Here is a 26,962-nt window from a genome sequence, read left to right as displayed (position 1 = left end):
TCCAAACTTCTCAAGTAAGTCAAAGCTAGCTTGTGGTCCCATGCTTCCGGACTTGTAGTCGTGGAGCGGAGCTCCATTTTGAGCCCAGAGCTCTTCGATACGGTCAATCAATTTCCAAGAAGCGCTCACCTCATCCCAGTGGCTAAAGTTGGTAGAGTTATTGTTCAAGACATCGTAGATTAGCTTTTCGTATGGATCTGGAGAAGCCCCAGTAGCGGTAGCATCTGTACGATAATCTAAAGAGCTTGGCGCCAGGTTAAATTCTTCACCTACTTGTTTACCATTGAGACTAAGAGAGAAGCCTTCAGTTGGTTGGATATAGATGGTCAAGATATTTGGTGCCAAAGGTTCTCCAAAGATAGAGTCCATTTGCTTAAAGACGATATTGACATGAGTGCCTTTTTCTGTTAGGCGTTTACCAGTACGGAAGAAGAAAGGAACGCCACGGAAGCGATCGCTGTCTACAAAGAAAGCACCAGAGGCAAAGGTTTCTGTTGTAGATTCAGGGTTAACGTTTGGCTCGCTACGGTAGGAAATGTATTTCTTACCATCGATCTTTCCAGAACGGTATTGACCACGGATAAAATGTTCTTTTAATTCTTCCTCACTTGGTTGGTGGAGATTTTTAAATACTTTAATCTTCTCAGCACGAATCTCATCTTTTGTAAAGCTGGCAGGCTTGTCCATGGCTAAAAGTGATAAAAGCTGGAGAGTGTGGTTTTGAACCATGTCACGGAGGGCACCAGATTCATCATAGTAGCCACCACGTTCCTCAACTCCCAAGCGCTCAGCAAAGGTAATCTGGACATTATCAATGTGCTCACGGTTCCAAACATTTTCAAAGATCATATTGGCAAATCGAACCGCAAAGATACTTTGAATCATTTCTTTCCCCAAGTAATGGTCGATACGGTAGATCTGTTCTTCATCAAATGTTGCTAGAAGATCCTCATTCAGTTTGCTTGCAGTTTCATAGTCTGTACCAAACGGTTTCTCAACAATCAAGCGCTCAAAACCTTTGCCATCAACAATGTTTTCAGATTTGAGGTGCTTGGCAATGGTTCCGAAGAACTGAGGTGCCATAGACAAGAAGAAGAGCTTGTTGTGTTCAGCTTGGTATTTTTCATTGAGTTCAGCTTGTAATTGGCGCAAAGCAATGTAATGTTCCGTATCATTCACATCATGGCTTTGATAGTAGAAGTGGCTAGCAAATTCTTGGGCTTGCTCGGTACTATCTGCCAAATCAAGGATGGACTCGACAACTACAGATTCAAAATATTCCTTACTCCAAGGTCTACGAGCTGTTCCGATAACAGCAAAATGCTCAGAGAGATTGCCTGATTTATAGAGTCTGAAAAGGGAAGGGTAGAGTTTGCGTTTAGCTAAATCTCCACTCGCACCGAAAATTGTAACAATAACCTTTGATGACATCTAGCTACCTAATTTCTATATTTTTTCCTAGTTGGACTAGGGATGAGATTTCCTCATTATCATAGTTTTTATTTTATCATAATTTTCAAAAAAAACAAAAAATCCAATACGCAATTAAAAAAGTGTAAGGAGAACCTCACACTTTCGTTTTATACGTTTAAGACCTTGTCCAAAAATTCTTTTAAACGAGGGTGTTGCGGGTTATCAAAGATTTGATCTGGTGTCCCATCTTCCAGGAATTCACCATCAGCCGTAAAGATCACACGGTTAGCCACCTGACGAGCAAATCCCATCTCGTGGGTTACAATGATCATGGTCATGCCTTGCTCTGCTAATTCTTTCATAACATTCAGTACATCTCCGACCATCTCAGGGTCAAGAGCGGAAGTTGGCTCATCAAAGAGCATGATATCAGGATTCATGGCAAGTCCACGAGCGATAGCTACACGTTGTTTCTGACCACCTGAAAGGCTATCTGGATTGGCATTAGCTTTATCTGCTAGTCCAACCTTTTCAAGCAACTCCATTCCCAATTTCTCAGCTTCTTCTTTAGTCATTCGTTTGTGTTCAATAGGAGCAAAAGTGATATTCTCTAGAACGGACATGTGAGGGAAGAGGTTGAAATGTTGGAAAACCATTCCTACGTTCTCACGAACATGGTCGACATTGGTTGATTTGTCAGTCAAATCATAACCATTCACAGTGATGTGACCACTCGTTACCTCCTCGAGAAGGTTAAGGCTACGGAGGAAAGTGGATTTACCAGAACCAGAAGGACCGATGATACAGACAACATCCCCTTCATAGAATTTAGTCGTAATGCCTTTTAAAACTTCATTTTTTCCATAATACTTATGCAAATCATTTACATCAATTTTTAGTTTTGCCATTAACGAATCCTCTTTTCTAAGCGTTTCGCTAGTCTAGTCAAAAGCGTGATAATTACAAGATAGAAGATAGCAAGGATTGCATACATCTTGAAACTTTGGTAGTTACGGGCGATGATGATCTTACCAGTTTGGAAGAGTTCCACCAAACCAATAGCAGATACGATGGTTGTATCTTTAAGAGCGATAACGAATTGGTTGACAAAGTTTGGCAACATCAATTTAGTCGCTTGTGGTAAGATAATCTTTCGCATGGTTTTTCCATAAGAGATACCAAGACTGCGACTGGCCTCCATTTGCCCAACTGGAACAGCTTGAATCCCACCACGAACAATTTCAGCGATATAAGCAGCAGCATTGAGTGAGAGGGCTATAGTACCAGCTACAAAGTCATTGATTGGACTTTGTTGGCCTGTAATGGACTCGATGAGGTTTGGAATACCCCAGAAGATGAAGGCTGCAAGAATCATCAAGGGAATACCTCGAATAACGTCAACGAAAATCTCAGAGATCAGACGAAGAGATTTGTATGGGCTAACGCTAAACATACCGAAGATAATACCGATGACAATGGCGATTGCAAATGAGATAAGAGCTAGAGCAAGGGTGATTCCGAGTCCACTAAGAAGTTGTTTATAGTTGTTTTGAAGCAAGCCCCAGATAGTTGTTTCGTCAACCGTACTTGTAGAGTCAGTTGAAGTTTCGCTAGCTAGATACTTATCAAGAATCTTTTGGAATTCTCCGTTAGCCTTGAGGTTCGCAAGTCCGTTATTGAACATCTGGATCAATTCTGGATTTGTACCTTTTTTAACCGCAAAGGCTGTTTCACCGATTGGAGTTCCAGCGATTGGCGTTTTCAATTTTTGACCTTGGCTGATCGAATATTTGAGAACAGGCTCATCATCCATCACGGCATCAATAGAGCCAGTATTCAGACTGTCATACATAGATGCGCCATCTGCGAAGGTTTTAATCTTATAGCCGTACTTGCTTTGATTTTCAGTAAGGAAGGTTTGAGAAGCAGTTCCATTTTTAACACCGACAGTTTTATCCTTGAGGTCTTCATAAGAAGCAATTGTGCTTGATTCTTTTACACCAAGAATGGTATTAGCCGTGTAGTAGGAATCTGAGAAGTCGAAGGTTTCCTTACGAGCATCTGTTACAGACATACCAGCAATGATACCATCTGCTTGTCCAGCTTGAACAGCACTAATGGCTGCGTCAAATCCTGGGTTGGTAATCTCAATTTCAAAACCTTGGTCTTTGGCAATGGCCTTGATGAGGTCCATATCAATACCGGTGTATTGATTGCTTGAATTTTGAAAAACGAATGGGGCGAAAGATGAGTCGCTGGCAATAATGTACTTGCTTTTCACAGGAGTAGCTTTTTGTCCAGCAGCAGTAGTTGTCGTTGGGCTTGCCGTAGTTGTAGAAGCGGTCCATTTTTGGATGATTTGCTCCAAGCTACCATCCTTTTTCATTTGTGCTAGGGCTTCATTAAACTCGGTAACCAAGTGTTCATACTTGCTCCCTTTCTTGACACCAAAGGCAAAGCTTCCAACAGCCTCACCATCCATATTGATGCTGAGATCTTGTCCTTGGTTAATCGCATACTCAATAACAGGTTTGTCATCCATGATGGCATTTACAGCACCAGCACTTAGACTGTTATTCATCAAATCACCTGTATCAAAGGTTTTAATAGAAAAACCGTATTTATCTTTGATACTTTCGAGGAAACGTTGAGCGGCAGTTCCGTTCTTAACTCCAACTGTTTTCCCGCTAAGTTCATCATATTTGGTGATTTTATTTGCCTTTGTGGTAGCAATGACAACTTTTGTATCATAATAGGTATCAGACATGGTAAAGACATTTTCACGTTCTTTTGTTTTTGTCATACCTGCCATAATGGCATCTGCCTGACCTGACTGCACTGCATTTACAGCTGCATCAAAGCCAGGATAAGACATTTGGATATTCCATCCTTTGATTTCTGCGACTTTATTGATAATATCAACATCAATTCCTTTATAGGTTTGATCTGAATCTTTAAACTCAAAAGGTGCGTAAGCTGTATCAGACACAATCTTAACAGTATCAGCTTTTGCCATACCTAGTGAGAAAATGGGAAATAAAATGAGCAAACATGCTAGTATTTTTTTCTTCATTTTTAGTCTCCTTTTTCGAATATTTTTCCATTATACCAGAAAAAAGGTGAAAAGGCAATTTTTTATATTTTTGTGTCAGAAAATATAACATCTATATTTTCTTTTCCTTCTTGAATTGCTACTATAAAATGATATAATAGTATGTAATAGAAGAAATGAGGGCGGGAACATGAAGAATAAAAGAATATTTAAAGACTTCCAATCTTCCCAAATGAGTTTAAATATTTACACAAGTCCTTTGTTAGCCTTTGTTTTTGTCTTTATAGGAGAGTTTGTTGCATATACTTTGTATGGTATTAGCTTGTTAGCTCTCATCGGACTTGCTAGAAATTTTGGAGAGGCTGGTCAAAATCTTGCAACTTACTTGCAAACCTTGCAGCAGAGGTTGACGGATAAAACAAGTGACTTTCGTTTAATTTTAGCATTGCTGTCCTTTGGTTTTATTCTCAACACTGTGTTCAGATGGACTAAAAAAGTTGAGAAAAGATCTATTAGAACCTTGGGATTTTATAGAGAAAATTTCCTTAGCAGTCTTCTGAAAGGATTTGGCCTAGGTTTGGCACTTTTTCTTCTGACCTTGTTAGGTTTGATGGTCTTGGGGCAATATCGTTTGGAATCCATTCGCTTGAATCCTTATTCGCTTACTTTTGTCGCCTTTACTATCCCATTTTGGATTTTACAGGGGACAGCAGAAGAAGTGGTGTCCCGTGCTTGGCTCCTTCCTCAATTGGCCTCAAGAACAAATCTAAAACTTGCTATTGTTATATCTAGCGTACTTTTTACCCTGCTTCATGCGGGGAATTCTGGTCTAACACCTCTATCTCTAGCGAATCTCTTCTTATTCGGAGTTACCATGGCTCTTTACCTTCTCAAAACCGATACTGTTTGGGGTGTTGCAGGTATTCATGGGGCTTGGAATTTTGCTCAAGGAAATCTATTTGGGATTTTAGTTAGTGGTCAACCATCAGGAACGTCTCTGATGACATTTTTACCACAAGGCAATCAAGATTGGCTATCAGGTGGTTCTTTTGGTATAGAAGGTTCTATCATGACAAGTCTGGTTTTGTTATTGCTGATTGTCTATCTCGCTTATCAATTAAAGAAAGAAAATGAAAGGATGTGACTTAGGTCCGTCCTTTTCTTCGTGAAAATGCTACAAGTATGCTAAAATAGGAATAGCACATCGAGAGAGGATTCTTATGATCAACCGGATTACAGATAATACATTTAAGCTAGTATCAAAATACCAACCTTCAGGAGATCAACCCCAAGCCATCGAACAGTTGGTTGATAATATCGAGGGTGGAGAGAAAGCTCAGATTCTGATGGGGGCGACGGGTACAGGGAAGACCTATACCATGAGTCAGGTCATTTCCAAAGTCAATAAACCAACTTTGGTCATTGCCCATAACAAAACCCTAGCTGGTCAGCTCTATGGAGAATTTAAGGAATTTTTCCCTGAAAATGCTGTTGAGTATTTTGTATCTTACTATGATTATTACCAACCCGAGGCTTATGTCCCTTCGAGCGATACCTATATTGAGAAGGACAGCTCTGTCAATGATGAGATTGACAAGCTCCGTCACTCAGCGACTTCAGCCCTTCTAGAGCGTAATGATGTCATCGTTGTGGCTTCTGTCTCTTGTATCTATGGTTTGGGTTCGCCTAAGGAATATTCTGATAGCGTCGTGAGTTTGCGTCCAGGTCTGGAGATTTCTCGTGATAAACTCTTGAATGACTTGGTTGATATCCAGTTTGAACGCAATGATATTGATTTCCAACGGGGGAGATTTCGTGTGCGGGGGGATGTGGTGGAAATTTTCCCAGCTTCCCGAGATGAACACGCTTTTCGAGTAGAGTTTTTCGGAGATGAGATTGACCGTATCCGTGAAGTTGAAGCTCTGACAGGCCAAGTCCTTGGAGAAGTCGATCATTTGGCGATTTTCCCAGCTACTCACTTTGTGACCAATGATGACCACATGGAGGTTGCTATTGCCAAGATTCAGGCGGAGTTGGAGGAGCAGTTAGCTGTCTTTGAAAAGGAAGGCAAACTGCTAGAAGCCCAGCGTTTGAAACAGCGGACAGAGTACGATATCGAAATGCTGCGTGAGATGGGTTATACCAATGGTGTTGAAAATTACTCACGTCACATGGATGGTCGTAGCGAAGGAGAGCCTCCTTATACGCTTCTTGATTTCTTCCCAGATGATTTCTTGATCATGATTGATGAAAGTCACATGACCATGGGGCAGATCAAGGGCATGTACAATGGAGACCGTTCTCGTAAGGAAATGCTGGTTAATTATGGTTTCCGCTTGCCGTCTGCTTTGGACAATCGCCCTCTCCGTCGGGAGGAGTTTGAAAGTCATGTCCATCAGATTGTTTATGTTTCAGCGACACCTGGTGACTATGAAAATGAACAGACCGAGACAGTGATCGAGCAAATCATTCGACCGACAGGTCTCTTGGATCCTGAAGTAGAAGTCCGTCCAACGATGGGGCAAATTGATGATCTCCTAGGTGAAATCAATGCTCGTGTTGAAAAGAATGAACGAACCTTTATTACAACCTTGACTAAGAAGATGGCCGAGGACTTAACTGACTACTTCAAAGAAATGGGAATCAAGGTCAAGTATATGCACTCGGATATCAAGACCTTGGAACGGACGGAAATTATCCGAGACCTGCGCTTGGGTGTCTTTGATGTTTTGGTCGGAATCAATCTCCTTCGTGAAGGGATTGACGTTCCTGAAGTAAGCTTAGTAGCCATTCTCGATGCTGACAAGGAAGGTTTCCTTCGTAACGAACGTGGCCTCATCCAGACCATTGGACGTGCTGCCCGTAATAGCGAAGGACATGTCATCATGTATGCGGACACGATGACTCAGTCTATGCAACGTGCCATCGATGAAACGGCCCGTCGTCGGAAAATCCAGATGGCTTACAATGAAGAACATGGTATTGTACCTCAGACAATCAAGAAAGAAATCCGTGACCTGATCGCTGTAACTAAGGCAGTTGCTAAGGAAGAGGACAAGGAAGTCGATATCAATAGCCTTAACAAACAAGAACGCAAAGAACTGGTCAAAAAACTCGAAAAACAAATGCAAGAAGCCGTCGAAGTGCTTGACTTTGAACTTGCTGCCCAGATTCGTGATATGATGTTGGAAGTCAAGGCGTTGGATTAGATAGGAGAAAATTAAATGGATCTTACTATCAAACAGATGGAAACTCCTGAAGAGATAGAAGGAAAATCTCTCGTTCACTGGCAAACGTGGAGAGAGGCTTATGATGACCTTTTACCTGCAGAATTTCAGGAGACGATGACATTAGAAAGATGTCGATTCTTTAGTCAAAAATATCCAGAAAATACATTAATCGCGATGGATGGCATGAAGGTAGTTGGTTTTATCAGTTATGGAAACTTTCGTGATGAGACTATTCAAGCTGGCGAAATTATTGCCTTATACGTTTTAAAAGACTATTATGAAAAAGGTTGTGCTCAGAAGTTAATGAAGGAAGCTCTGACGACTCTTGAACAGTTCTCTGAAATATTTTTATGGGTATTAAAAGAGAATAAGCGAGCCATTGCTTTCTATCAAAAAATGGGTTTTACTGTTGATGGCCAAGAAAAAATACTTGACCTTGGAAAACCTATCACTGAAATTAGAATGGTATGTAAGAGTTCATCAAGATAAGAGAGATAAATGCAAGGACAGTTGAGATTTATTTTCAGCTTGCACAATCAACAAATGATTACGTTTTAGCATATATTTTTAAATAGAGAGAAGTGATTATGGATTTGAAAGAGAAGAATTATAAGAAGTTATCATTGTTAGAGGTTTTGTGGTCCACAGTACCTATGAACATCATGAATTGATCAATCCCTTTATCATGAAGTCAGAAGTAAAATACAACGAAGATATGTTTTAAAAACTTAGAAAGCGAGAAAATCCATGTCCCGTGCGCAAGCAACCATTTTAACCAACATCTGTCTGATTGAAGACATTGAAACTAAGCGAGTAGTCATGCAATACCGCTCTCCTGAAAATAATCGCTGGTCTGGCTATGCCTTTCCAGGAGGTCATGTTGAGAATGGCGAGGCTTTTGCAGAGTCAGTTATCCGAGAAATCTACGAAGAAACAGGTCTAACGATTCAGAATCCCCAACTGGTCGGTATTAAAAATTGGCCCTTAGATACAGGTGGGCGCTACATCGTCGTTTGCTATAAAGCGACAGAGTTTACTGGAAATCTCCAATCCTCTGAGGAAGGAGAAGTATCTTGGGTGCAAAAAGACCAGATTCCTAACTTGGATCTGGTCTATGATATGTTGCCTTTGATGGAAATGATGGAAGCACCTGACAAGTCTGAATTTTTCTACCGTCATCGTACAGATGATGGCTGGGAGAAAGAAACCTTCTAGTCTTTTACTAAATAACCTAGCTGATCCAAGGCCTCCTCGATATAATGGAGGTCTTGTTGTGTTTCGGCTTCAACAAGGTGGTAATGGATGCCATCTGTTAATTCAGAAAGTGGTCTAAAGTCAGAGTTCTCGACTTGTTCTAGAAAGTGCTGGACATCGCGTCGACAGGTGAGTTTTAGTAGGGTCTCAATTTCTCCATAAACTGGATGGTCAATCAAAGTATTCTGAACACGCCCGCCATTATCTACAATAGCTAGAAGTTCTTGACCGATTTCTTCCATCTCATGTCTGACCTTGAATAGTTTGTGAACGTAAGGACTGGTATTGTTTTCTTTATAGATATAGCCACGATTGGTGGATAGGATAGGAGCCCCATCTGCTCGGAGAATAGCGATATCCTGTACAATGATTTGACGAGTGACATGAAAGTGTTCAGCCAAGGTTTGGCCATTGAGGGCTTTTGGTGCCTCTTTTAAGAGTTTGAGAAGAGCTTGTTTGCGATCCTTTGTCATAGTTTTTCCTTTTAGCGACGTTTTCGAAGCACTTTAAAGACAGCTAGTGCTAAGGTATAGTCTACCATACTATGGATAATTGTACCAAAACCAACTAGAACAAAGAGAACATAAAACATATTTTCAACATTTGTCCCTGAAGTAGCATAGAAGATGATACAAGCTATTACTTCAGCGATAGCATGAACAATACCCAAAACAAAGTTAAAAATCCAAGATGTCTTTGGTTTATCCAAGGTTTCAGGGAATTTCTTTAAGTACAAAGCCCCCAAAGTACCAAAAACGATGTGAGAGAAGGCGCGCAGGACGATAACCATGGGATAGCCTGCCATCAGGAAGCCAAGACTAGAAGCAATAATCACAAAAGCAGCCATCAAAGGTGAGAGAAACATTGCGATAAAGATGGGGATATGACTTCCCAAGGTGTAAGAAGCCGGTGGGATAACGATTTTAAAAGGCATAATGATTGGAATCAAAATCGCTATTGCAGTGAGTAGGGCAGTCATAGTCATAAACTGCGTTTTTTTTCGTATATCCATAAGAACCTCCATTTATCTGTATATACATAAGTATAGTACTATAAATAGTCAGCCAAGTCAAGATTCAATATTGATTTTTAAGACATATTTGGTTAAAATGTGGTAAAGAATTTTTTGATTTAGGAGAAAATGTGATGATACTTGTTGTTTACCTAATCGTGGTAATCGTGATGATGTCAAAACTGAAAAAAGAAGGGAAAGTTGTCTCAGGTTGGACTCGTTTCATAGTTTATAGTTTATAGGTCCTTTCGTTAATCTCTCTATTAGCAGGTGTTTTGGCTCTTTCACTTTTTGGCCTTCCCTTATTAGGTATTCTCTTGATGGCTGCTATTTTGGAAATTGTCTATTTGGTCAGAATGGTGATTGCTTTTGGTTTGATTTTACTGTCACTAACTCTATACTTGGATAGTCAGAAAAGCCAGAAACCTATACCGTTTTCGTATCAACTCCTGCGATTTGGATTACACATTTTTTTGATTATTCTCATGCTCTAACTATAAAAACTCCACCTTCAGGATGAAAGTGGAGTTGATTTTTTATTTCTTCAAGGTTTGTAAACGTGGAACAATTGCTACTGTGAGAACAGCAGAGATGACAAGTTCAGCAATTGAGTTGGTTGAAATAACGGTTGCTAGGAGTTTTTGGATATTTCCATCGAAGACATTTCCAAAAAGGAAGAAGATTCCCCCAAGTACAAAGACTGTATTTGTCAGTGAACCGAGAGCTCCGGCAATGATGAGACCCGTTCTGTTTTTCAATAATTTATAAACTAGATAAGGTGTCAGACCAATCAAAATACGAGGTAGGATGGCAATCATTGCTGAATAGATGTTTCCGTTTGGTACAAAAGGTGAGAATAGGTAGCTGGTTGGAAGGATTGTAATCGTGTTAACCGTCAAGCTAAGTAGTCCCATCAAGAAACCGAGTGTAACACCAACTCGTGGGCCGTAAATAATACTTGCAATAATAACAGGAATATGCACGATAGTTGGTTTAATAGGGAATGGGAATAGATTAAATAAGAGTGAGCTCAGAAAGTGAATGACCAACATGGTCGCAAAAAAGATAGCAATCGGAGCAATGTTAGAGCGTTTTTTCATTGAGTGTTTCCTTTATTCTTTCTAAAATAATATCCAGGTCTGCCAAAGCTCCTCTTCCATAGTCTCCACAAGCAAGTATGGATTCTTTTGGAGAGATAAGCTTGTAACCATATGTTTCTAAAGTTTTAAGGTTTGTTTGAGTTGCCGGATGGTCATACATCTTTGTATTCATGGCTGGCGCCAAGAGTTTAGGGATGTTTTGGGGTAAAGCTAATGCTGTACTAGTCACCATGTTATCCGCAAAACCGTGCGCAAGTTTGGCAATGGTATTAGCAGTAGCAGGGACAACGATAAAAAGGTCTGTTTCTTTTCCTCTTTCGATATGATTGATTTGATCAGGATAGGGTTCCTGCATGACATCAAGGTGAACTGGATTCTGTGAGAGTACCTGTAGTGTCAAAGGCTGGATAAACTCTCTTGCCGCCTCAGTCATTAAGACAGTGACATCATGGCCTTGTTTTTTCAAAGAACTGACTAAATCAGCTGCTTTATAGGAGGCAATGGAACCTGTCACTGCGATTAGAATGTTTGCCATGGCTTTCCTTTCTATGAATCGTATGTATGAATCTTCTCAAGGAGGAGGTTTGCAATTTCCTCTTTGGTTTGAACGGTTTGAAGACGATCTTTCTCAACAAAGATTGCTTTATGCTGATATGCTGAGATTTGAGTAAGATCATTTGCTATGATTAAGTCAGCCTGGTTCTTGACAAGACTCTGTCTAGCAACTTCAATAAGATGATCCTCAGTAACATTAACCAACAGTTTGAAACCAATCAGATGAATAGAAGGATTCCAGTCTTTGACTAGAGAGATAATCTTGGGTGTTCTTTTCAAAAATAGAACCTGCACCTCATCAGTTGAAGAAATCTTAGCTTCTATATTTTGCTTGTCTAATAATTCTTCCAGATTAGAACTCGTCTTAACTTCATCTAGTCCCGTCATATAAACAGGAGTGTAGTCAGAAACTGCCATCGAATGAATCAAGACCTGATAATCTTGAACACACTCTTTCATTTCTAAAAGAAGATCATTCGTATTTTTGATTTCTAGAATGGTTAGATGGGGATGAGGTTCTGGCTTAAGAGCACTAGGAGTAGTAATTAGACAAACCTCATGACCAGAAGCAAGTAGGGTTTCGGTGATGATTTTCCCCAAGCGACCAGTCGAGTGATTCGTGATAGAGCGGACACTATCAATAGCTTCACTCGTACCGCCCGATGTAACTAAAATTTTCATAGGACTATTGTACCAAAAAATAAAATAGAATCAAAAGAAAGCGCTTGTTATTTTATCTAATTTTCCAGCCAGATTATAGTTTTTGACTATAAAAACTTATAAAAAGTAAAAAAGATGACTAAAATCGGCCTTAAAACTTGATGTTTATAAACTTTACTAAGCTTTTTGTATGTGAAAAAACTTTTTTTGTGTTATAATGAGTTATCATATTAGAGGTTAGAGGAGTTTGCTATGAAAACAGATATTGAAATCGCACAGAGTATTGAGTTAAAGCCAATCGTTGATGTTGTAGAGAAACTTGGTATTTCTTACGACGATTTGGAGTTGTATGGAAAGTACAAGGCTAAGCTTAGTTTTGATAAAATTCGTGCAGTTGAGAGCAATCCAGTTGGAAAATTGATCTTGGTTACTGCTATTAACCCAACACCAGCGGGTGAAGGAAAGTCAACCATTACCATCGGTCTTGCAGATGCCTTAAACAAAATCGGCAAGAAAACCATGATTGCTATCCGCGAACCGTCTCTTGGACCAGTAATGGGGATTAAAGGTGGTGCCGCTGGTGGTGGTTATGCGCAAGTTTTGCCAATGGAAGACATCAATCTCCACTTTACCGGGGATATGCATGCCATTACAACAGCCAACAATGCTCTTTCTGCCTTGATTGACAACCACTTACACCAAGGGAATGAGCTAGGAATCGACCAACGTCGTATTCTCTGGAAACGTGTAGTGGACTTGAATGACCGTGCACTTCGTCATGTGACCGTTGGTCTTGGTGGACCTCTAAACGGTATTCCACGTGAGGACGGTTTTGATATTACAGTTGCCTCTGAAATCATGGCGATTCTGTGCTTAGCGACGGACATCGAGGACTTGAAACGTCGTTTGGCTAATATCGTTATCGGTTATCGCTATGACCGTACACCAGTTTCTGTAGGTGATTTGCAGGTTGAGGGTGCTTTGGCTTTGATCTTGAAGGATGCTATTAAGCCGAACTTGGTTCAGACAATTTACGGTACACCTGCCTTTGTACATGGTGGTCCATTTGCCAACATTGCTCATGGATGTAACTCTGTCTTGGCAACAAGCACAGCCCTTCGCTTGGCTGATTATACAGTTACTGAAGCTGGTTTTGGTGCAGACCTTGGCGCTGAGAAATTCCTTGATATCAAGACACCAAACTTGCCAACTTCTCCAGATGCGGTAGTCATTGTTGCAACCCTCCGTGCCCTTAAGATGAATGGTGGTGTGGCTAAAGATGATTTGACAGAGGAAAATGTTGAGGCAGTTCGTGCAGGTTTTGCTAACTTGAAACGCCACGTTGAGAACATCCGTAAATTTGGAGTGCCTGCAGTTGTCGCGATTAACGAATTTGTTTCTGATACTGAAGCTGAAATCTCAGCCTTGAAGGAACTATGTGCCTCAATTGATGTCCCAGTTGAACTAGCAAGTGTCTGGGCCAATGGTGCGGAAGGTGGAGTAGCGCTTGCCGAAACGGTTGTTCAGACTATTGCTGAAAATCCATCCAACTATACTCGCCTTTATGACAACGACCTTTCTGTCCAAGAGAAGATCGAAAAGATTGTTACTGAAATCTATCGCGGGACAAAAGTCAACTTTGAAAAGAAAGCTCAAACGCAAATCGCCCAAATCGTTCAGAATGGTTGGGACAAATTGCCAATCTGTATGGCGAAAACGCAATATAGTTTCTCTGATAATCCAAATGCACTTGGAGCACCAGAAAACTTTGAAATTACCATCCGTGAATTGGTACCAAAATTAGGTGCAGGCTTCATCGTTGCCCTTACTGGTGATGTCATGACCATGCCAGGACTTCCAAAACGTCCTGCAGCTCTCAATATGGATGTTGAAAGCGATGGAACCGTTCTAGGTTTGTTCTAAGATTTAGATGATATTAAAAGAGTTTGGAAATGTTATCCAAGCTCTTTTTCCTGTCAAAGAATAACCTCAACTTCATTTGAAAAATACATGTATTGTAAGCACTGATGAAAATTTTGCTTGCCAAAGTATTCTCTGTAAAGTTTCTATTTCCCCTGATTTCTGATATAATAGTAACATTGACTTCAAGAGTAAGGAAGAGAAAATGAACGCATTATTGAATGGAATGAATGACCGTCAGGCTGAGGCGGTGCAAACGACAGAAGGCCCCTTGTTAATCATGGCGGGGGCTGGATCTGGGAAGACCCGTGTTTTGACCCACCGCATTGCCTATCTAATTGATGAAAAAATGGTCAATCCTTGGAATATCTTGGCCATTACCTTTACCAACAAGGCTGCGCGTGAGATGAAAGAGCGTGCTTATGGTCTTAATCCAGCTACTCAGGACTGTCTGATTGCGACTTTTCACTCCATGTGTGTTCGTATTCTGCGTCGTGATGCAGATCATATTGGCTACAATCGTAATTTCACTATTGTAGATCCTGGTGAACAGCGAACCCTCATGAAACGAATCCTCAAGCAATTAAACTTGGACCCTAAAAAATGGAGTGAACGAACCATTTTGGGGACTATTTCCAATGCTAAGAATGACTTGATTGATGATGTGGCTTATGCTGCCCAAGCTGGAGATATGTACACGCAAATCGTGGCCCAGTGTTACACAGCCTATCAAAAAGAGCTTCGTCAGTCTGAGTCCCTTGACTTTGATGATTTAATCATGTTGACCCTGCGTCTTTTTGATCAAAATCCTGATGTTTTGACCTACTACCAGCAGAAGTTCCAGTACATTCACGTTGATGAGTACCAAGATACCAACCATGCCCAGTACCAATTGGTCAAACTCTTGGCTTCACGCTTTAAAAACATCTGCGTGGTTGGTGATGCGGACCAGTCCATCTACGGTTGGCGTGGGGCTGATATGCAAAATATCTTAGATTTTGAGAAAGACTATCCCAAAGCCAAGGTTGTCTTGTTAGAAGAAAACTATCGTTCAACCAAAACTATTCTGCAAGCCGCCAATGACGTCATCAAAAACAATAAAAATCGTCGTCCTAAGAATCTCTGGACCCAGAATGCGGATGGGGAGCAGATTATTTACTATCGTGCTAACGACGAACAAGATGAAGCTGTTTTTGTAGCCAAAACCATTGATGAACTTGGTCGCAGTCAAAACTTCCTTCACAAAGACTTTGCAGTGCTTTACCGTACTAATGCGCAATCTCGTACTATTGAGGAGGCCCTCCTCAAGTCCAATATCCCTTATACTATGGTTGGTGGGACCAAGTTCTACAGCCGTAAGGAAATTCGTGACATTATCGCCTACCTCAATCTCATCGCTAATCTGAGTGACAATATCAGTTTTGAGCGCATTATCAACGAGCCGAAACGTGGAATTGGACCAGGAACCGTTGAGAAAATTCGCGACTTTGCTAACCTGCAAGACATGTCTATGCTAGATGCTGCAGCTAATATCATGTTATCTGGTATCAAGGGCAAGGCTGCCCAGTCAATATGGGATTTTGCCAATATGATACTGGATTTACGGGAGCAACTGGATCAATTAAGCATTACAGAATTGGTTGAAGCGGTTCTTGAAAAAACAGGTTATGTCGAAATTCTTAATACCCAAGCGACCTTGGAAAGCAAGGCTCGTGTTGAAAATATCGAAGAGTTCCTATCTGTTACTAAGAATTTTGACGACAATCCTGATAGTCAAGAAGAGGAAACAGGTTTAGATAAACTCAGTCGTTTCTTGAATGACCTGGCTTTGATTGCTGATACGGACTCTGGTAGTCAGGAAACATCGGAAGTGACCTTGATGACTTTGCATGCTGCTAAGGGGCTTGAGTTTCCGGTTGTCTTTATCATCGGGATGGAGGAAAATGTCTTTCCTCTTAGTCGAGCAGCTGAGGATCCTGATGAGCTGGAAGAAGAGCGCCGTTTGGCCTATGTTGGTATCACGCGCGCTGAGAAGATTCTCTATCTGACCAATGCCAACTCTCGATTACTGTTTGGGAAGACCAACTATAACCGTCCAACACGTTTCATCAATGAAATTAGCTCTGATTTGCTTGAATATCAAGGCTTGACTCGTCCTGCTAATACTAGTTTTAAGGCTTCTTATAGCAGTGGTGGAATTGCTTTTGGTCAAGGAATGAGTTTGGCTCAGGCCCTTCAAGAACGGAAACGTAATGCCGCACCAAGCTCTATCCAGTCAAGTGGTCTCCCGTTTGGCCAATTTGCAGCTGGAAATAAAACTGATACGAGCGATACCAACTGGTCTATTGGGGATATTGCCCTTCACAAGAAGTGGGGTCAAGGAACAGTCCTTGAAGTTTCGGGTAGTGGCGATACGCAGGAGCTGAAAATCAATTTCCCAGAAGTGGGGCTGAAAAAATTGTTAGCTAGCGTAGCTCCAATTGAGAAAAAAATCTAATTTTCCATCCTTCTCACGAATAATAAAGTGAGGAGGATTTTTATGTACAGCATTTCATTCCAAGAAGATTCACTTTTGCCTAGAGAAAGACTGGTTAAAGAAGGAGTAGAGGCACTGAGCAATCAAGAATTGCTAGCTATACTACTCAGAACAGGAACACGTCAGGCCAATGTTTTTGAAATTTCCCAGAAAGTCTTGAACAGTCTGACTAGTCTAACTGATCTAAAAAAAATGACCCTGCAGGAATTACAGAGTCTGTCTGGTATTGGACGTATCAAAGCCATTGAACTACAGGCAGTGATTGAACTGGGAAATCGCATTCACAAGCATGAAACCCTTGAGATGGAAAGTATTCTCAGTAGTCAAAAGCTAGCCAAGAAAATGCAACAGGAACTTGGCGACAAAAAACAAGAGCACCTAGTGGCGCTCTATCTCAATACTCAAAATCAAATCATCCATCAGCAGACCATCTTTATCGGATCCGCGACACGTAGCATTGCAGAACCAAGGGAAATCCTTCACTATGCCATCAAGCATATGGCGACTTCTGTTATTTTAGTCCACAATCATCCATCAGGCGCAGTAGCACCTAGCCGAAATGATGATCATGTAACCAAGTTAGTCAAGGAAGCCTGTGAACTGATGGGACTGGTGTTTCTGGATCATCTAATCGTCTCTCACTCTGATTACTTTAGTTACCGTGAAAAGACGGATCTGATTTAAAGTTCATTAACAACATAGTCAAATAGTGTTTTATCCTTGGGGCGATTTTCAAATAGAAATTCTGGATGCCATTGGACGCCAAGAAATGGGATGTCATCTGTTGTTACGACTGCCTCGATAATCTTATCCTTGGGATCATAGGCCACAACCTTTAAATTTGGAGCCAAATCCTTGATACTCTGATGGTGGAAGGAGTTAATATGAGAGATTTCTCCGTAAATTTCTCTGAGGATGGTATCTGGTTCAGTAAGGAGACGCTGGGTAGTGTACTCAGCGGAACAATCCTGCCAGTGGTCTTCGATATCTTGGTGAAGAGTGCCTCCCATGGCAACATTGAAGAGTTGGGTCCCACGACAGACAGAGAAGATTGGTTTTTTCTGCTGGATAGCTTCTTTGATAAGAGCTAGTTCAAAGATATCCCTTTGTAAATGGTAATCATCGCTGTCAATTATTTTTGGTTCACCATAGAATTTTGGATCAACATTTTGCCCACCAGTTAGGATGAGTTTATCAATCATGCTAATATAGTGATGTGCCATTTCTTGGTCACCAATCGGAAGGATAATGGGAATTCCGCCAGCGTCCTTGACTCCTTCAACAAAGCCTTTTGCAGCATAGCTCATCATGATGTCATCATCTGGATGAGCTTTTTCATTTCCTGTAATCCCAATAACTGGTTTATTCATAAATGCTTTCGCTTTCTAATCCTCTTTTTTCATGAAGTAGAGGAGGGTTTGTAGTTCACTTGTCAAATCGACGTACTGAACAACCACATCTTTGGGAAGGTGCAAGTGGACAGGAGAAAAACTGAGAATCCCTTTTACACCAGCATCAACCAAGAGGTTAGCTACTTCTTGAGATTTGACACTTGGAACAGTCAGGATAGCAGTTTTGACATCTGCGTCCTTGATCTTTTCCTTGATTTGAGATATACCATAGATGGGAATACCGTCAGCAGTCTGAGTACCGACTTCAGGATGATCATCTAGGTCAAATGCCATGATAATCTTCATCTTGTTGCGCTCGTGGAAGCGGTAGTGGAGAAGGGCATGCCCCATATTACCAATCCCAACCAACATAACATTGGTGATGGAGTTATCATTTAGGAGGTCAGCAAAAAACGTCATGAGTTTTTTAACATCATAACCAAATCCACGTCTTCCTAGTTCACCAAAGTAGGAAAAATCACGACGGACAGTCGCAGAATCGATACCGATAGCCTCTGCAATTTGTTTAGAGTTGGCACGTTCGATTTTTTCTGCATGAAATCTCTTGAAAATTCGATAGTAAAGAGAGAGTCTTTTTGCTGTTGCTTTTGGAATAGCAGACTGTTTTTCTTTCACAAAATCACAACCTTTCTATTCTTCTATTTTATAGAATCATTGTGAAAAAATCAACAAAAATAAGAAAAAACTAAGAAAATTCTTAGTTTTTATCTAAAAAATGAACTTGTGATAGAAATCGATAGAGATCTCCGACTAAACCTCGGTAGATCACTTTATCATTAAAGGTTAACGAGGTTACCAGAAATGTATCTGGTAGGGTCACGCATCCTGATAGGGATAACATGAGCTCATCGTAGTCGGTATATTCAAGTATGCGCTCAATTTGGTAACTATCTAAGTAGGTGAGACGATACATGAGGTCTTATCTTTCCTCTTTAGTGAAAATCCCACGTTCCACAAGACTATCCATGAGGAAGTAGAATTTTTCTTGGTGGATATGGTGATCATCTGATTTAAAGATATCTACCAAACGAAGACCGGACTTATCAGTAATGTTGAGTTTAGCACCTGTAAGGTCTTTGTTGATGATGATTTTTAGTTTGAAACCTTCACCACTATTAGGTACTTTCTCAAGTAGACGAGTCAGTTCATAGTTTCCTACTTTTGTTTCAAAGAAAGTATTGTCTTTGAGTGTGAACTTTTTAACAGATGGACTAAGTGTATAGTCGTAGCGGCAGTTTTGTAGTTTAATGGTTTTTTCGAATGCCATTAGATTAATCTCCAATAATATTTTTTAAGGTTTGTGCGAGTTGTTTCAGTTCTTCTTCGGTGTTAAGAGGAGAGAGACTGATACGGACAGATTCTTTCAAACGATGCGAATCTGGTCCATAAAAAGCTTCGAGTACATGACTGGTTTGCACAATACCAGCAGTACAAGCGGAACCAGTAGAAATTGATATTCCCTCAAGATCTAACCGAAGTAAAAGCAAATCATTTTTCTGACCAGGAAAACCGATATTTAAAACATAAGGCAGTTGGTTGCGACTTTCATTGAGATAGTAGTCTAAATCGGCAATCTCTTCTAAAAAAGTAGCTTTAAGTGTGCTTAGTTTTTGGTAATGATCAGCTTGATAATCCAGATCTTCTTTGAGAGCAGCGACCATACCTACAATGGCAGCGAGATTTTCTGTTCCAGCCCGTTTCTTTTGTTCTTGGTCCCCACCGTGAAGGTAGGAATCAAAATCTGCAGTCGAAGAGTAAAGAAAGCCAATTCCCTTTGGACCATGGAACTTGTGAGCAGAGGCACTGAGGAAATCAATTCCTAATTCCTCAGGATGGATAGGAATTTTCCCGATAGCTTGAACAGCGTCTACATGATAAGCAGCAGGATGGTCTTTTAAAATATGTCCAATCTCAGCAATAGGCAAGAGACTCCCAGTTTCATTATTAGCATACATGGTAGAAACGAGGATGGTATCGTCACGTAAAGCTTCTTGAATTTGCTGGGCAGTGATTTCTTGATTTACTGGTTGGATGATGGTCGCTTCAAAGCCAAAATGTTGAACCAGATAATCAATGGTCTCAAGGACAGAATGGTGTTCGATAGCTGTTGTGATGATATGTTTGCCACGTTCCTGATGACGGAAACAATAGCCGATAATGGCTGTATTGTTACTTTCTGTACCACCAGACGTGAAAAAGATATGTTGAGGTTTGGTTCCAAGTAAGTGAGCCAAGTCCTGACGAGCTTCACGGAGAAGTTTACCAGCATGACGACCATGACTGTGAATACTTGAAGGATTACCATGGGTTTCTTGCATGACCTTGGTCATTTTTGCGATAGCTACAGCGGACATAGGTGTAGTTGCAGCATTGTCCAAATAAATCAAAGAATCACCTTATTTCTTTTTGTTGTAGGCAAAGAGTGGGCTGACTGGTTTTCTTTCATGAATACGGATGATAGCATCACCGAGCAATTCGCTAGCAGTAATGTAACATACATTTTTAGGAGTTCTTTCTTTTGTTGCTACAGAGTCCGTTACAAGGATTTCTTTAATGTTAGTTGCGTCTAGAAGTTCAGCAGCACCTTCTACAAAGAGGCCGTGACTAGAAACCGCATAGATTTCAGTTGCCCCTTCGCGTTCAACGATTTTTGCTGCTTCAGAGAAAGTACGACCAGTATTTAGGATATCGTCAATCAGGATGGCTTTCTTACCTTCAACATCCCCAATGATATAGCCCTCACTTCGTTCTGAGTCATCTTGAGCATAGTCAATGATAGCGATTGGAGCATCCAAGTATTCAGCTAAGCTACGAGCACGTTTAACACCAGAGTTTTTTGGACTAACCACAACGACATCAGAACCAAGAAGACCTTTGTCACAGTAGTGTTTGGCAAATAGAGGAATTGTATAAAGATTGTCCACTGGAATGTCGAAGAATCCTTGTACCTGTACAGCATGGAGATCGAGAGTTAGAACACGGTCAACCCCAGCTTTTACTAACATATTTGAAACCAATTTAGCTGTCAGTGGTTCACGGGAAGAAGCGATGCGATCCTGACGCGCATAGCCAAAGTAAGGAAGTACGACGTTGATACTATGAGCACTGGCGCGAACACAGGCATCAACCATAATCAAGAGTTCCATCAAGTGGTTGCTAACGGGGTAGCTGGTTGATTGGATGATATAGACGTCATACCCACGAACACTCTCTTCGATATTGACTTGGATTTCACCATCAGAAAATTGACGTGAAGATAATTTTCCAAGAGGGACACCAACAGTATCAGCAATCTTTTGAGCGATTTCTGGGTTAGAGTTTAGGGTGAAAAGTTTCATGTTGTTTCTATCTGACATTATAGACCGTCCTCTGTAAACTTTGTGAATCTTCTTTGAGATAGTTTTGTTTTTCAAAGCCAGATTCTTTTATTTTATCTTTTCTATTTTACCAAAAAAAGGAGATTATTTCAGCTTTTTTTCATGTTTTTAATGAATCGAATTAATTTTGATGGAGCCTTCTGGTAAGTTATGTGATTTTCATCTAAAAATTGCTGAAAATCGACTTTTCCTTGTTCAAAATTAGTGACTTCAAGTTCCAGTTCGTAGTCGGTTTGACCAAAGTAATGGCTTTGATCTAAGGCCATCAAACCGATATCGGTTTCCATTTCGTAACGAATCGTTTCAAGACAACCTAGAATAAGCCAGTTATGACTTTCAATACCAATCTCAGTAAGTTTCTCCAGAACCATCCCTTGAGGTAGGATCTGTTTTTCTAAATAATATTCAGCTTCTGGAAGAGTCATTTTTTGATTGTATTCCATATTTCCAATAGTTTGAGGAACTTTCAAGGTTAATTCAGCGCAATCTGAAAGGGCGCGAATGCGCATGGCAACCTTTTTTTCGCGCAACTGGAAATCTGGCGTGTCAATGTAGTAGTTTTTTTGGTGAATAGGAGATATATGGGCAAACTGTTTTTTTAAATGATTGTAGTCATCTTTTTTCAGTAGTGTTTTCAGTTCAATTTCTAATTGTTTCATTTTTCTAACCTTTTCTTTATCTTTGAAAGCGGATTTATGGTATAATGTACAATGTATTTATTGTATAAGATTGTAGTGAAAAAATCAAAAATTTTTAACAGCACAATCTCATACTAAAAGGGAGAAAATATGACCATAGAATGGGAAGAATTTTTAGATCCTTACATTCAAGCTGTTGGTGAATTGAAGATTAAACTTCGTGGGATTCGCAAACAGTACCGTAAGCAAAACAAGCATTCTCCGATCGAGTTTGTAACTGGTCGTGTAAAACCGATTGAAAGTATCAAAGAAAAAATGGCTCGTCGAGGAATTACTTATGCAACTCTGGAAAATGACTTGCAAGATATCGCAGGGCTACGTGTCATGGTTCAGTTTGTTGATGACGTGGAAGAAGTTGTCGCAATTCTACGTAAACGTCACGATATGAGAGTCGTTCAGGAACGAGATTATATCAACCATCGTAAGGCGTCGGGTTATCGTTCTTATCATGTTGTTGTCGAATATACTGTAGATACGATAAATGGGGCTAAGACCATTCTCGCCGAGATTCAAATTCGGACCTTGGCTATGAACTTTTGGGCTACCATTGAGCATTCACTCAATTATAAGTACCAGGGGGACTTTCCAGAGGAAATAAAAGAAAGACTGGAAATCACTGCCAAAATAGCTCATCAGCTAGATGAAGAAATGGGCAAGATTCGAGATGACATTCAGGAAGCTCAGGCGCTCTTTGATCCTTTGAGTAGAAAACTAAACGACGGTGTAGGAAATAGTGACGATACAGATGAAGAATACAGGTAAGCGAGTTGACCTCATAGCTAATAGAAAGCCGCAGAGTCAGAAAGTTTTACATAAACTGAGGGAAAAACTCAAAAAACAGCATTTTATAATCAATGATACAAATCCCGATATCGTCATTTCGATTGGTGGTGATGGGATGCTTTTGTCTGCCTTTCACAAGTATGAGAACCAGTTAGACAAGGTTCGATTTGTAGGTGTACATACAGGACACTTAGGATTTTACACGGATTACCGTGACTTTGAGTTGGACCAGTTGGTTGCTAATCTCCAACTGGATTCTGGAGCCAAGGTTTCTTATCCAGTCCTGAATGTCAAAGTGACTCTTGAAAACGGTGATGTAAAAACCTTCCGTGCTCTAAATGAAGCGAGCATCCGTCGGTCAGATCGCACCATGGTTGCAGATATCATCATTAACCACGTTCCATTCGAGCGCTTTCGTGGAGATGGTGTGACTGTTTCAACGCCAACAGGGAGCACTGCCTATAACAAATCCTTGGGAGGAGCGGTCTTGCATCCTACCATTGAAGCCTTGCAACTGACTGAAATTGCAAGTCTCAATAATCGAGTTTATCGGACTCTAGGTTCGTCAATTATTGTTCCGAAGAAAGACAAAATTGAGCTTTTACCGACTCGTAATGACTATCACACGCTATCTGTTGACAATAGTACCTATTCTTTCCGAAATATAGAACGGATTGACTACCAAATCGACCATCACAAGATTCACTTCCTAGCGACTCCAAGTCACACTAGTTTCTGGAATCGGGTTAAAGATGCCTTCATAGGCGAGGTGGATGAATGAGGTTCGAATTTACCGCAGATGAGCATGTCAAGGTCAAAACCTTTCTGAAGAAACACGAGGTTTCTAAAGGACTGTTGGCTAAGATAAAGTTTCGAGGTGGGGCTATCCTAGTCAATAATCAACCTCAGAATGCAACTTATCTCTTAGATATTGGAGATAGGGTTACCATTGATATTCCAGCAGAGGAAGGCTTTGAAACCCTTGAAGCCATTGACCGTCCTTTAGATATTCTGTATGAGGATGACCACTTTTTGGTTTTGAATAAGCCTTATGGAGTAGCTTCCATCCCCAGTGTCAATCATTCTAATACCATTGCGAATTTTATCAAAGGCTACTATGTTAAGCAGGAATATGAAAACCAGCAGGTTCATATCGTGACCAGACTGGATCGGGATACATCTGGTTTGATGCTCTTTGCCAAGCACGGTTATGCTCATGCACGATTAGACAAGCAACTGCAACGAAAGTCTATCGAAAAACGTTACTTTGCCTTGGTTAAGGGCAATGGGGATTTGGAACCAGAAGGGGAGATTATTGCCCCGATTGCGCGTGATGTGGACTCCATTATCACGAGAAGGGTTGCCAAGGGTGGAAAATACGCCCATACTTCTTACAAAGTTGTAGCGTCTTATGGAGATATTCACCTGATCGATATTCGATTGCATACTGGGCGAACCCATCAGATTAGAGTGCATTTTTCTCATATCGGTTTTCCCTTGTTGGGAGACGATTTGTATGGTGGTAGTCTGGATGACGGTATTCAACGTCAGGCTCTGCATTGTCATTATTTATCTTTTTATCATCCTTTTCTAGAGCACGATTTGCAGCTAGAAAGCCCCTTACCGGATGATTTCAGCAATCTTATTACTCAGTTATCAACTAATACTCTTTAAAAACTATTTGGAGTATAATTTATTTTATTAAAGGAGAAAACTCATGGAAGTTTTTGAAAGTCTCAAAGCCAACCTGGTTGGTAAAAATGTACGCATCGTTCTCCCTGAAGGGAAAGAACCTCGTATCCTTCAAGCGACAAAACGTTTGGTTAAAGAAACAGATGTCATCCCAGTATTGCTTGGTAAACCTGAAAAAATTAAAATCTACCTTGAAATCGAAGGGGTCACTGAAGGTTACGAAGTTATCGACCCTGACCACTACGCTAAGTTTGACGAAATGGTTGCTGCGCTCGTTGAACGTCGTAACGGTAAGATATCAGAAGAAGAAGCTGGTAGACTCTTGCGTGAAGACGTTAACTACTTTGGTGTAATGCTAGTATATATGGGCTTGGTTGACGGTATGGTTTCAGGTGCACTTCACTCAACTGCTGCAACAGTTCGTCCAGCCCTTCAAATCATTAAAACTCGTCCTAATGTTACTCGTACTTCAGGTGCCTTCTTGATGACTCGTGGTTCAGAACGTTATCTTTTCGGAGACTGTGCGATCAACATTAATCCTGATGCTGATGACTTAGCTGAAATTGCTATTAACTCAGCAATCACTGCGAAAATGTTTGGCATCGAACCCAAAATTGCTATGTTGAGCTATTCAAGTAAAGGTTCTGGTTTTGGTGAGAACGTTGATAAGGTAGTAGCAGCTACACAACGTGCGCACGAACTACGTCCAGATCTTGAAATAGATGGGGAATTGCAATTTGATGCGGCCTTCCACCCTGAAACGGCAGCTTTGAAAGCTCCAGGAAGTAAAGTAGCTGGACAAGCAACTGTATTCATCTTCCCAAGTATAGAAGCTGGAAATATCGGTTACAAGATTGCAGAACGTCTCGGTGGTTTCTCGGCTGTAGGTCCTGTTTTACAAGGTTTGAATAAGCCAGTTAATGACCTTTCACGTGGATGTAGCTCAGATGATGTATATAATCTTACACTAATTACTGCAGCTCAAGCGGTTCATCAATAAGAAATAGGCCTCTTTCCTTTAGGAAGAGGCTTTTTAGCGCTAAGAAAAGGACAGTTAGAAGCTTCTATGTTATACTAGATATATGTTAGATTTGAAAGAATACGGTGTTGACATGTGGCCGGAGGAGAAGATTTCCTCTTTCCGTGAGAAACTCCTCAACTGGTACGATGAAAACAAACGGGATTTACCTTGGCGTAGAAGTAAAAATCCTTATCATATCTGGGTTTCTGAAATCATGCTTCAGCAGACTAGGGTAGATACGGTTATTCCCTACTATGAACGATTTTTGGACTGGTTTCCAACTGTTGAAAGTTTGGCAAATGCGCCTGAGGAGCCTTTATTGAAAGCTTGGGAGGGGTTGGGCTATTATTCTCGCGTACGCAATATGCAGTCGGCGGCTCAGCAGATTATGACAGACTTTGAAGGGAAATTTCCAAACACTTACGAAGGAATTTCTAGCTTGAAAGGGATTGGCCCCTATACTGCGGGAGCAATTTCCAGTATCGCTTTTAATCTACCCGAGCCAGCAGTTGATGGCAATGTCATGCGAGTTTTATCTCGCTTGTTTGAGGTAAATTATGATATCGGAGTTCCTAGTAATCGAAAGATTTTCCAAGCCATGATGGAAATCTTGATTGATCCGAAACGGCCAGGGGATTTTAATCAAGCTTTGATGGACCTGGGCTCTGATATTGAGTCTCCAGTTAATCCTCGACCTGAAGAAAGTCCTGTTAAAGACTTTAGCGCAGCCTATCAGAAGGGAACTATGGATCGATATCCGATTAAAGAACCTAAGAAAAAGCCTCTTCCAATCTATCTCAAGGCTTTGGTTGTGCGCAATGATCGAGGTCAATACTTACTAGAGAAAAATGAAAGCGAAAAACTGCTAGCTGGATTTTGGCATTTCCCCTTGATTGAAGTCGAAGAGTTTTCTAGAGAAGATGATCAGCTAGATCTTTTTTCTCAAGTCAAAGAGGAAAGCAGTGCATTTGGACCAAGCCCCCAAGAAAGTTTTGAGCAGGATTATGATTTGGAGGTTGATTGGTCCCAGCAAGTATTTGACCAAGTCAAGCATGTCTTTAGTCATCGTAAATGGCATATTCAAATCCTATCAGGTCAGGTGACAAAATCAAAACAGTTCTCTGACAGAGAAATTCGCTGGCTCTCTCCTCAAGAGTTTGCTGACTACCCCCTCGCGAAACCTCAACAAAAGATTTGGCAGGCTTATAAAACAGTTCTTGGAGATGGGGACTGGGATTAGCCATTTG

At 40.7% G+C, this 26,962-nt stretch carries 27 protein-coding genes; 12 read left to right on the top strand and 15 right to left on the bottom strand.

Going from position 1 to position 26,962, the window contains the following annotated elements; all coding sequences use genetic code 11:
• The 3 genes from zwf to ADI74_RS05145 all read right to left on the bottom strand — a co-directional run.
• Positions 1–1,431: glucose-6-phosphate dehydrogenase (gene zwf / locus ADI74_RS05155; RefSeq protein ID WP_049537502.1), on the bottom strand; the 1,431-nt coding region annotated here is incomplete at its 3' end.
• A 149-nt stretch (positions 1,432–1,580) separates the two neighbouring features.
• Complete coding sequence (locus ADI74_RS05150) at positions 1,581–2,321, bottom strand: amino acid ABC transporter ATP-binding protein (protein WP_007516801.1); 741 nt, start codon at positions 2,319–2,321, stop codon at positions 1,581–1,583.
• Entirely contained in the window at positions 2,321–4,486 is a 2,166-nt protein-coding gene (locus tag ADI74_RS05145) for an ABC transporter substrate-binding protein/permease (RefSeq protein WP_049537499.1), read from the bottom strand. The genes ADI74_RS05150 and ADI74_RS05145 overlap by 1 nt, the downstream gene beginning before the upstream one ends.
• A gap of 169 nt (positions 4,487–4,655) precedes the next feature.
• Here ADI74_RS05145 and ADI74_RS05140 point away from each other — a divergent pair, with 169 nt between their 5' ends.
• From ADI74_RS05140 to ADI74_RS05125, 4 genes are all read left to right on the top strand, one after another.
• Positions 4,656–5,609 carry a CPBP family intramembrane glutamic endopeptidase gene (locus tag ADI74_RS05140; RefSeq protein ID WP_049537496.1) on the top strand — a complete coding sequence of 318 codons (954 nt, stop codon included), beginning with the start codon at positions 4,656–4,658 and terminating at the stop codon, positions 5,607–5,609.
• 76 nt (positions 5,610–5,685) lie between these two features.
• A complete protein-coding gene (gene uvrB / locus ADI74_RS05135) occupies positions 5,686–7,674 on the top strand; it encodes an excinuclease ABC subunit UvrB (protein ID WP_049537495.1) in 1,989 nt (662 codons plus the stop codon).
• A gap of 15 nt (positions 7,675–7,689) precedes the next feature.
• Positions 7,690–8,184 (top strand): GNAT family N-acetyltransferase, encoded by a 495-nt coding sequence (locus tag ADI74_RS05130; protein ID WP_049537493.1) that lies wholly within the window; start codon positions 7,690–7,692, stop codon positions 8,182–8,184.
• Positions 8,185–8,442: 258 nt separating this feature from the next.
• A complete protein-coding gene (locus ADI74_RS05125) occupies positions 8,443–8,910 on the top strand; it encodes an 8-oxo-dGTP diphosphatase (protein WP_049537492.1) in 468 nt (155 codons plus the stop codon).
• Here ADI74_RS05125 and ADI74_RS05120 read toward each other — a convergent pair.
• The 5 genes from ADI74_RS05120 to coaB form a co-directional block, all read right to left on the bottom strand.
• Positions 8,907–9,422: a transcription repressor NadR gene (locus ADI74_RS05120; protein ID WP_049537491.1), complete on the bottom strand. Its 516-nt coding sequence runs from the start codon at positions 9,420–9,422 to the stop codon at positions 8,907–8,909. The two genes, ADI74_RS05125 and ADI74_RS05120, sit on opposite strands and share 4 nt — an antisense overlap.
• 11 nt (positions 9,423–9,433) lie before the next feature.
• Entirely contained in the window at positions 9,434–9,961 is a 528-nt protein-coding gene (locus tag ADI74_RS05115) for an ECF transporter S component (RefSeq protein WP_049537490.1), read from the bottom strand.
• 536 nt (positions 9,962–10,497) lie between these two features.
• Positions 10,498–11,061 carry an ECF transporter S component gene (locus ADI74_RS05105; RefSeq protein ID WP_049537488.1) on the bottom strand — a complete coding sequence of 188 codons (564 nt, stop codon included), beginning with the start codon at positions 11,059–11,061 and terminating at the stop codon, positions 10,498–10,500.
• Positions 11,045–11,596: a phosphopantothenoylcysteine decarboxylase gene (gene coaC, locus ADI74_RS05100; RefSeq protein ID WP_049537487.1), complete on the bottom strand. Its 552-nt coding sequence runs from the start codon at positions 11,594–11,596 to the stop codon at positions 11,045–11,047. The genes ADI74_RS05105 and coaC overlap by 17 nt, the downstream gene beginning before the upstream one ends.
• 11 nt (positions 11,597–11,607) lie before the next feature.
• Positions 11,608–12,297: a phosphopantothenate--cysteine ligase gene (gene coaB / locus ADI74_RS05095; RefSeq protein WP_049537486.1), complete on the bottom strand. Its 690-nt coding sequence runs from the start codon at positions 12,295–12,297 to the stop codon at positions 11,608–11,610.
• Positions 12,298–12,528: 231 nt separating this feature from the next.
• Between coaB and ADI74_RS05090 the strand changes: the two genes are divergently transcribed.
• The 3 genes from ADI74_RS05090 to radC all read left to right on the top strand — a co-directional run bounded on the left by ADI74_RS05090 (position 12,529) and on the right by radC (position 17,416).
• Positions 12,529–14,199, top strand: a complete 1,671-nt coding sequence (locus tag ADI74_RS05090) for a formate--tetrahydrofolate ligase (protein WP_049537484.1) — start codon at positions 12,529–12,531, stop codon at positions 14,197–14,199.
• A 202-nt stretch (positions 14,200–14,401) separates the two neighbouring features.
• Positions 14,402–16,693, top strand: coding sequence for a DNA helicase PcrA (gene pcrA, locus ADI74_RS05085; protein WP_049537483.1), 2,292 nt, complete (start codon positions 14,402–14,404; stop codon positions 16,691–16,693).
• A gap of 42 nt (positions 16,694–16,735) precedes the next feature.
• Positions 16,736–17,416 carry a RadC family protein gene (radC, locus tag ADI74_RS05080; RefSeq protein WP_049537481.1) on the top strand — a complete coding sequence of 227 codons (681 nt, stop codon included), beginning with the start codon at positions 16,736–16,738 and terminating at the stop codon, positions 17,414–17,416.
• Here the strand turns inward: radC and ADI74_RS05075 are convergent.
• From ADI74_RS05075 to ADI74_RS05050, 7 genes are all read right to left on the bottom strand, one after another.
• Entirely contained in the window at positions 17,413–18,102 is a 690-nt protein-coding gene (locus tag ADI74_RS05075; RefSeq protein ID WP_049537479.1) for a gamma-glutamyl-gamma-aminobutyrate hydrolase family protein, read from the bottom strand. The two genes, radC and ADI74_RS05075, sit on opposite strands and share 4 nt — an antisense overlap.
• Before the next feature lie 15 nt (positions 18,103–18,117).
• Entirely contained in the window at positions 18,118–18,759 is a 642-nt protein-coding gene (locus tag ADI74_RS05070; protein ID WP_049537477.1) for a redox-sensing transcriptional repressor Rex, read from the bottom strand.
• Positions 18,760–18,841: 82 nt separating this feature from the next.
• A complete protein-coding gene (locus ADI74_RS10805; RefSeq protein ID WP_080980358.1) occupies positions 18,842–19,057 on the bottom strand; it encodes a DUF4649 family protein in 216 nt (71 codons plus the stop codon).
• 6 nt (positions 19,058–19,063) lie between these two features.
• Positions 19,064–19,411, bottom strand: a complete 348-nt coding sequence (locus ADI74_RS05065) for a DUF1831 domain-containing protein (protein ID WP_049537475.1) — start codon at positions 19,409–19,411, stop codon at positions 19,064–19,066.
• 4 nt (positions 19,412–19,415) lie between these two features.
• Positions 19,416–20,531 (bottom strand): cysteine desulfurase family protein, encoded by a 1,116-nt coding sequence (locus ADI74_RS05060; protein ID WP_049537473.1) that lies wholly within the window; start codon positions 20,529–20,531, stop codon positions 19,416–19,418.
• Between the two features lie 9 nt (positions 20,532–20,540).
• Positions 20,541–21,500, bottom strand: a complete 960-nt coding sequence (locus ADI74_RS05055) for a ribose-phosphate diphosphokinase (protein ID WP_001283848.1) — start codon at positions 21,498–21,500, stop codon at positions 20,541–20,543.
• A gap of 110 nt (positions 21,501–21,610) precedes the next feature.
• On the bottom strand, positions 21,611–22,180 hold the full coding sequence (locus ADI74_RS05050; protein ID WP_049537471.1) for a CYTH domain-containing protein: 570 nt from the start codon (positions 22,178–22,180) through the stop codon (positions 21,611–21,613).
• Positions 22,181–22,309: 129 nt separating this feature from the next.
• Here ADI74_RS05050 and ADI74_RS05045 point away from each other — a divergent pair, with 129 nt between their 5' ends.
• The 5 genes from ADI74_RS05045 to mutY all read left to right on the top strand — a co-directional run bounded on the left by ADI74_RS05045 (position 22,310) and on the right by mutY (position 26,955).
• The gene (locus tag ADI74_RS05045; protein ID WP_000151560.1) at positions 22,310–22,981 is read left to right on the top strand and encodes a GTP pyrophosphokinase; all 672 of its coding nucleotides are present in this window, start codon (positions 22,310–22,312) and stop codon (positions 22,979–22,981) included.
• Positions 22,965–23,783, top strand: a complete 819-nt coding sequence (locus ADI74_RS05040) for an NAD kinase (protein ID WP_049537469.1) — start codon at positions 22,965–22,967, stop codon at positions 23,781–23,783. Before ADI74_RS05045 ends, ADI74_RS05040 begins: the two co-directional genes overlap by 17 nt.
• The gene (locus ADI74_RS05035) at positions 23,780–24,676 is read left to right on the top strand and encodes an RluA family pseudouridine synthase (RefSeq protein WP_049537467.1); all 897 of its coding nucleotides are present in this window, start codon (positions 23,780–23,782) and stop codon (positions 24,674–24,676) included. Before ADI74_RS05040 ends, ADI74_RS05035 begins: the two co-directional genes overlap by 4 nt.
• Before the next feature lie 43 nt (positions 24,677–24,719).
• Entirely contained in the window at positions 24,720–25,694 is a 975-nt protein-coding gene (gene pta, locus ADI74_RS05030; protein WP_049537464.1) for a phosphate acetyltransferase, read from the top strand.
• 82 nt (positions 25,695–25,776) lie between these two features.
• Positions 25,777–26,955, top strand: a complete 1,179-nt coding sequence (gene mutY, locus ADI74_RS05025) for an A/G-specific adenine glycosylase (RefSeq protein WP_049537462.1) — start codon at positions 25,777–25,779, stop codon at positions 26,953–26,955.
• Positions 26,956–26,962 lie beyond the last annotated feature (7 nt).

Origin of the sequence: Streptococcus pseudopneumoniae, from assembly GCF_001074565.1 — a bacterium.
In the GTDB taxonomy this organism is placed as follows: Bacteria; Bacillota; Bacilli; order Lactobacillales; family Streptococcaceae; genus Streptococcus; species Streptococcus pseudopneumoniae_J.
This window is presented reverse-complemented; position numbering and strand designations above follow the sequence as displayed.